Consider the following 7153-nt stretch of genomic DNA (forward strand, 5'->3'; position numbering starts at 1 on the left):
AGGCGCAGTGGGGCAGCGGCGGAGAGACCTGACACCGGATGCATCGCCCTTGGCGCACTGGGGTTCGGAGCTTCGGGCATGGCGCGACCGCCGTGGCATGTCCCTGACCAAGCTGGGTGAACTCGTCAGGTACAACGCCAGCTACCTGGCCAAAGTCGAACGCGCGGAACGCAAACCGTCGGCGGCAATGGCTCGCGCATGCGATGACGCGCTCGGTGCCAACGAAGCCTTATGGCGTCTCTGGGAAAAGATCGAGCGGGCCGAAGCAGGCGGGGACGGCCGTGGCCATGTGGCCAGTTCGTCGGGCCATGTGGCCAGCAGCGTGGCCACGCTGGACGTCGTCGGCTTCGACCCGGGACCGTCGGATGAGGAGGTCACTCTCCCCTGCCGGACAGCCGACGGAAGGATCGTCTACGTGTCTCTGCCTCGCCGCGCATTCATCGGCATGGGCATGGGTTTGGGTGCCGCAGCAGCGGCTGCACCTGCCGCCTTTGGTGCTCCCCAGGTGAGTCCCGCGCCGGCGGTCGTCCATCGTGCCGCCAACGCCAACCCGGTCCAACACCTCAACCAGCTCCGCATGGTCCTCATCGACAGCGACAACATGATGGGCCCGCGACCCGTGATCCCCACGGTCGAAGCGCAGTTGAACGTGATCTACCAGCTTCGCCAGGAACACACCGGAGCTGATGGCCGGGCGCTCGCCAAGGTGCACGCCGAATACGCGGAATTCGCAGGTTGGTTGTACCAGGACGCGGGCGAGCTGCGGACGGCGCAGTACTGGACGGACCGCGCCCTCGAACTCTCACACACTGCGGGCGACCACGAGTTGGCGGCGTACGTCATGGCGCGCAAGAGCCAGCTCGCCGGGGACGCCCGCGACCCGTTGATGGCTCTCGACATGGCGCAAGCGGCCTCGGGGCTTGTGCGTCCCCGAAGCCGCCTTGAGGCCGTCTGCGCCACCTACGCGGCTCACGGGTTCGCGCTCCGCGGCGACACCAACGGGTGCCTGCGTTCGCTGGACGAAGCCCGAACCTTGCTGACGCGGCTGGACGATGACCCGTCGTCGCCGTGGGGCGTCTGGCTGGACGCGCCGTACATCGAAGTGCAACGCGCGCGTTGCCTCGCAGACCTCGGCCAGCACGCCAAAGCGGCCGAAGCCTTCCGCGCCGAGATCGATCGGCTGCCTGCCGGATTCCACCGAGACCGGGGCGTCTATCTCGCCCGTGAGGCGGCGGCGCTCGCCGGATGCGGCGAACCCGAGCAGGCAGCCGCCATCGGCATGCAGGCTCTCGCGGTGGCCGCGGACACGCAGTCAGCCAGGATCGTCCGCGAACTCGTCACGCTGGACACGTCGCTCGCTGCTTGGTCGGGTGTCCCCGCCGTCGGGGAATTCCGTGAGAGCTTCGATGCTTCGATCGTTCACCAAGCCTGAGCAGGGGGATTAACCAGCCATGACCGAGCGCCCGTACGTACTGCTGAGCTGCGCCATGTCCGTCGACGGCTACATCGACGACCCGACGCCGGAACGCCTTCTCTTGTCCAACGCCGAGGACTTCGACCGCGTCGACGAGGTGCGCGCAAGCTGCGACGCGATCCTGATCGGTTCGAACACGATCCGGCGGGACAATCCGCGGCTGCTCGTGAACTCAGAGGAGCGCCGCGCCGCCCGCGTGGCGCGAGGGCTGCCTGAGTACCCGCTGAAGGTGACGCTGACCGGGAGCGGCGACCTCGACGGCGAGCTGAAGTTCTTCAACACGGGCGGCGAGCGGGTCGTCTACTGCCCGGACCGCGCGCTGACGAAGGTCAAGACGAACCTCGGCGACCGCGCGGACGTGGTGGCGACAGGGGAGACGCTCGACTTCGGCATCATGCTCGACGACCTCGGCACGCGCGGTATCCGTCGGCTCATGGTTGAGGGCGGCAGCCAGGTGCACACGCGATTCCTCACCGAGGGACTCGCGGACGAGATTCAGCTCGCCATTGCCCCCATCTTCGTCGGTGGCGGCGGACCGCGGTTCGTCAACGACGGAACCTTCATCAACACCTTCCGCGACCGCATGCGGGTCGCCGAGGTCACCACGGTCGGTGACGTGGTGCTCGTGCGCTACATCCCGACAAAGGCCAAGCTGGGCGCATGAGCAAGCCGACTGCCGAAGACGTCCGATGGCTGACCGAAGCCATTGAGCTTTCCCGCAAGTGCCCGCCGGCGGAGGGAGCGTTCTCCGTCGGCGCCATCATCGTCGCGGCCGACGGGACGGAGATCGCCCGCGGGTACTCGCGCGAGACGGACCTCCACGTCCACGCCGAAGAGAGCGCACTCGCAAAGGTCGCGCCCGACGATCCACGCCTTGACGGGGCCACGATCTACAGCACTCTGGAGCCGTGCACCGAACGCCGCAGCCGGCCGCGAACGTGCACTCAGCTCATCCTCGCTTCGCCGATCCGGCGGGTCGTCATCGCGTGGACCGAACCGAGTCTGTTCGTCGCGGATTGCCGGGGCGTTGAGTTGCTCACGGACGACGGCCGCGAGGTCGTCGAAGTGCCCGAGTTGGCCGCTCAGGCTGCGGCCGTCAACGGCCACCTGCCCGGCATCGGCTAACACGACGCGAGACGCCGAGGGCCCCGACTTGGCGAGTCGGGGGCCCTCGGCGTTCGGGGTCAGGCAGAGAACCGGTAATCGAGGACGTATGCGGCGGCGTTGAGGGTCATGTCGTTGAACTCGACCGCCCGCCCATCCGCGGCGTACGCGGTGCGCGCGATCGTGATGACCGGGGTGCCGACATCGAGGCGCAGGCTCTCGACCTCGGCGGGGCGAGGCATCCGGGACACGACTTCCTCGCGGAACTCCGCCGGAGCGAATCCCAGGTCGGCAAGCCTGGCGTAGATGCCGCCGGGGCCCGGGTCCGGCTCGGCGATGGCTGTGCCCGCAGCAATGTCCGCTGGCAGGTACGAAACGGCGGTCATGACGGGTGTCCCGTCCACGACGTAGCGGCGGGACCGGCGGCAGACCATGGCATCCGGGCCCAGGTCGAGCACACGAGCCACGTCCTCGGGCGCCTTGACCTCGTCAACTGCCACGCCCTCAACATCGAGGGCGCGCTCAGCCACGTCCGCATCCCAGATCGATCGCCCACCGCCCCACTGTTCGGACGACAGCCGACGGACAGCGTCGCGCCGAATGCGTGAGAACGACCGCACGAAGATGCCGACCCCACGGTGCACCTCGGTCAGGCCCTCGTTGCGCAGCACTTGAAGAGCCTTCCGGGCAGTCTCGCGAGCGACACCCCATTCCGACATAAGGTCGTCCTCGCCTGGGATCTGGGCCCCGGGCGGGTACTCGCCGGACACGATCCGCTCGCGCAGGTCGTCGGAGATCTCTCCGTACTTCGTGCCCTTGGTCTGAGGGCGACTGCCCACGACACCTCCACTGTGTATTCCAACGTCAACCTTCACCATTGACTCTAGAGATAGTCAATGGTTGAGGCATGTCGTGGGATCCGCCGACTAGGGCCCTGGCCAGGGGTGCCCAGGTCGAGTGCCAGGGAGGCGCTCTCTGTAGCCGCTCGGCCACCACGTGCGTCCTTCCTGCGTGCTGCGCTCAGGCGCTTCTTCCACGTCTGTGGCTCGCTGTACATATCCGTGGCTGGTCATCCAAAACCGTCCACCGCGGCTCAGCCGGGGAGCAGGATGAGTACCGGAACCAAATACACGACGATGCTCAGGAGCGCGAGGGGGAGTCGCATGGGGAGTCCGGGACGATTTCAACGTCCAGATCTTCCGGTTGGTCCTCTTAAGAACCTCAATGAGGCTCTTCATGACCTGCATTTGTGGGCTGGCCAGCCAAGCCTGGACGTGATGCATCGGTTGGCCGGGCGCGGGCCTGGTCTATCCACAAGTACCATCCATAACGCTTTCACTAAACCAAGGCTGCCTAAGTGGTCCACCCTGGAGGTCCTCGTTGAAATACTGGCCAGCCGCACGAGGAATACGAGCCCGGAGGAAGCTCACGATCGCTTCAAGGATTTGTGGAGTGCTGTAGCAGTAGCGGCAGCGGATCCCCCTGCGCCGGATCCCGCCGCACCGGCGCTCGATCACGAATCTGCTCTCATTGACGTCCGCGAACTTGAATACCTTCGCAACACCGCGAACCATGCGCGTTCGATGCCGACCATGATGCAGCGATCTCTCCTGCACTCCACCATGGGTCCAACTCCGGGCTTGTCGGTTTCCATGACATACAAGGTTGGCGTCAGCGGTCCCTGTGGGGACTTCTACGATGTAATCCCGTTGTCAAACGGGCGCACTGGGCTGGTTGTTGGTGACGTTGCAGGACGAGGTGTGAGCGCAGTGCTCCTTATGGGGCAGCTTCGTGCCGGTCTCCGCGCATTTGCTTCTATGGGCATGGAGCCCCACCAGGTCCTGGAACGCGTCAATCTGCTTTTGCTCGACCTGTCCGAACTTTGGATGGCGATGTGTTCCTATGGGATCTTCGACCCACGAACCCGCTCGTTCAAGTTTGCGACGGCCGGCCACCAACCGCCTATGCTCCGCGGGCCACGAGCAATGTTGGACGTTCACCCAGACATCGGGCCCCCGCTCGGAGCCGTTGCAGACGTTCGCTATCGCTCGCACGTCGTGCAACTCCCTAAAGTCTTCGTGGGCGTCATGTATACGGATGGCCTTATTGAGACCCCAGGACTCGACATGTCCGACGGATTCGCACGGCTGCGAAACGTGCTCGAAAATTCTCCGCCCAACCCGGAGCGAGTAATTGAACACGTTATTAATCATCCATGGCTTGGCGGCACCCACGAGGACGACCTGGTGGCCTTGTGCTTTGGTTCGACGCTAGGCCCTTAGGGCGAGCACATGCCCCGCAATTCACATTTTCACGGTTACCGTTGCTAGAACACGGGATCCGGGACCCAGGAGGAGGTGAGAATGATTTCTGAGAGCGACGAAATGAAAGAACGCCGCAGTCCCCCGGCTTTCCCAATGCGCAGACTTCGGGGATTCATCCGCGACGTACTTGTCCAGGTGAGTAGTTCCCTGATCACGTTCATGGTGATGGCCGTCGCCGCAGTCGTGCTTGGCCTGCGCTAGCCGTCGGTGGCTCACGCGCTACACATCCGTGCAGCCCGGGACGGCCCCTACCGTCCCGGCGACTGCCAACCACGCGGACACGTACCCTGCGCCGATACTCAGCCCCCCGCCACGCGCCCACCCACCGCAAGCGCTATCCGTGCACCGCGAGGGCCGCCAAAGCGGCGAGTGACTAACTGAGTGACAACCGCAGCAGCACCCGGCGAACCGCAGCGGACTTCGGCGCTCATCCCTGCGCTGCTCGGAGCCATCTTTCGTACAGGTGTTCGATGTCTGGGATTCCTTCGGGACGAAGAGGTCGTGGGTTCAAATCCCGCCACCCCGACGTTTGAGCAGGTAGAGGCCCTCCTGGGATTCCGGGAGGGCCTCTTGCGTTGCCCGGCCGCCGTCCCCGGAGCGAAGGGGGCGGGGGCGGCCCGTACTTGCCCGCGGAGACGCCGGGTGTCGGCGGAGGCCGGGTCCACGCGGCCTGGGCCGTCGAACGGGCACATGGCAACGGCAGCTTCCTCAACACCGGTGCGGTGTCCGCATCGTGGGGCGGCAACGGCCTCTGCCCGCCGACGAGCACGGCGCCCGGAAGCGGACCGGTAAAATAGCACCACCCGATTTTCCCTCGTGATCGCCCGGTAAAATCGGCCGGAAAACCGGCGGGTCCTGGCATCCGAGCCTGCCCGCGAGACCGTGGACGGGACGGGGACGCATGGTGGATCCCAGCGAGAGCGGCACTGCGCACCCGGCGGGCAGCGGCGGGTCGTCGTCCGCGCCGAAGCTGGTGGTCCGGAGCCAGGGCGAGGGTTCGCCCGCCGTCCACCTCTACCGCAAGTTCGTGCCGGTCGCGCTGCGTGACAAGGTCTCCGCGACGGTGTCGCCGCAGGTCCGGAACAAGATCGTCACCGGGGTCGGCAGCGCGGTGCCCAAGGCCGCGGCACAAGTCCGGCGCGGTGTCTTCAACTTGCGGCACGCCCGCCACGTCGCCGTCCCGGGGCGGCTGCTCCTGGCGGACAACCGCGCGGTGCGCGTCGCCGAATGGATCCCCGGGCTCACGCCCTTGTCGGCGCACCGGCGCAATTTCGACCGGGTGCGCGGGGCGTTCGACACCGCGGGCGTCCGGCACTTCTCGATACGCGGGAAGGCGGCGCACGCTTCCGTAGTCGCCGTTCGCACGTCGGACCGCCGACGAGCCTTGGACGCCCTGCAAACCGCGTGCGACCGCAATCCCGGCTACCTCGCCGTGCTTCGGCCCGGCACCAAGAGTTTCACGAAGGCCGTGGCCGCGTTCGAGCCGTCGGCGTGGGCCGGCGCGCAGAACGCGGATGTCGCCCGCGTCTTCTGGCTGCAGACCGCGGACCAGGAAGGCAGCCTCTCCTTCGGCGAGGCGTTCGGCTGCGAGATCGAGTTCTGGGACGAGGCCGACGACCGGCTGGTGGCACCGCGCCCCAACCGGGTGGCGGACAGCGTCGCCGTCGACGCGCCGATGACGGACGCGCGGGAGCACCTGGCCCTCCGCTGGGCCCCCCGCGGTTCCGATCCGGCCCGCGACCGGCGGATGCCCGAGGAGTTCACCGTTCAACTGCCGGACGACATCCCGTTTCCGATCGACGCCGTCTACACGTGGGTGGACGGCAGCGACCCGGCGTGGAACGAGCGCCGCGACAAGGCGCTGGCCGCGTCCGGCGGACCCGCCGGGCTCAACGAGCAGGCCGCGAACGACGCCCGGTACATCAGTCGTGACGAGTTGCGGTTCTCGCTGCGGTCCCTGGACATGTACGCCCCGTGGATCCGCACCATCTACCTGGTCACCGACCAGCAGACCCCGGACTGGCTCGACACCAGCCACCCCCGCGTCAAAGTCGTCGACCACCGCGACATCTTCACCGACCCCGACGCCCTCCCCACCTTCAACTCCCACGCCATCGAATCCCAGCTCCACCACATCGACGGCCTCGCCGAACACTTCCTCTACTTCAACGACGACGTCTTCCTCGGACGCGCCCTCACCCCCGACTTCTTCTTCCACGCCAACGGCCTCGCCAAGCACTTCCCGTCGCCC

Annotated in this window: 6 protein-coding genes; 5 read left to right on the forward strand and 1 reads right to left on the reverse strand. The window is 66.7% G+C overall.

The annotated features are described in order from the left end of the window. Positions 1-7: 7 nt before the first annotated feature. From ABEA93_RS25850 to ABEA93_RS25860, 3 genes are read left to right on the forward strand one after another with little or no spacing between them, the layout of a single operon-like run. A complete protein-coding gene (locus ABEA93_RS25850) occupies positions 8-1432 on the forward strand; it encodes a helix-turn-helix domain-containing protein (protein ID WP_345678162.1) in 1425 nt (474 codons plus the stop codon). Between the two features lie 55 nt (positions 1433-1487). Further along, positions 1488-2138 carry a RibD family protein gene (locus ABEA93_RS25855; RefSeq protein WP_345678163.1) on the forward strand — a complete coding sequence of 217 codons (651 nt, stop codon included), beginning with the start codon at positions 1488-1490 and terminating at the stop codon, positions 2136-2138. Continuing rightward, the gene (locus ABEA93_RS25860) at positions 2135-2599 is read left to right on the forward strand and encodes a cytidine/deoxycytidylate deaminase family protein (protein WP_345678164.1); all 465 of its coding nucleotides are present in this window, start codon (positions 2135-2137) and stop codon (positions 2597-2599) included. The genes ABEA93_RS25855 and ABEA93_RS25860 overlap by 4 nt, the downstream gene beginning before the upstream one ends. 59 nt (positions 2600-2658) lie before the next feature. On the opposite strand, the gene ABEA93_RS25865 is transcribed toward ABEA93_RS25860, so the two are convergent. Continuing rightward, complete coding sequence (locus ABEA93_RS25865; RefSeq protein WP_345678165.1) at positions 2659-3417, reverse strand: GntR family transcriptional regulator; 759 nt, start codon at positions 3415-3417, stop codon at positions 2659-2661. A gap of 813 nt (positions 3418-4230) precedes the next feature. Here ABEA93_RS25865 and ABEA93_RS42175 point away from each other — a divergent pair. Then, positions 4231-4860, forward strand: a complete 630-nt coding sequence (locus ABEA93_RS42175; protein WP_425585096.1) for a PP2C family protein-serine/threonine phosphatase — start codon at positions 4231-4233, stop codon at positions 4858-4860. Between the two features lie 943 nt (positions 4861-5803). After that, a partial coding sequence (locus ABEA93_RS25870) for a stealth family protein (protein WP_345678166.1) occupies positions 5804-7153 on the forward strand: 1350 nt, incomplete at its 3' end.

Origin of the sequence: Yinghuangia aomiensis (genome assembly GCF_039542225.1) — a bacterium.
Classification (GTDB): domain Bacteria; phylum Actinomycetota; class Actinomycetes; order Streptomycetales; family Streptomycetaceae; genus Yinghuangia; species Yinghuangia aomiensis.

Bases quoted from the DNA above. Each gene is read 5' to 3' on its own strand.
- ABEA93_RS42175 (WP_425585096.1), top strand. From the start codon at position 4,231: ATGACATACAAGGTTGGCGTCAGCGGTCCCTGTGGGGACTTCTACGAT.
- ABEA93_RS25860 (WP_345678164.1), top strand. From the start codon at position 2,135: ATGAGCAAGCCGACTGCCGAAGACGTCCGATGGCTGACCGAAGCCATT.
- ABEA93_RS25855 (WP_345678163.1), top strand. From the start codon at position 1,488: ATGTCCGTCGACGGCTACATCGACGACCCGACGCCGGAACGCCTTCTC.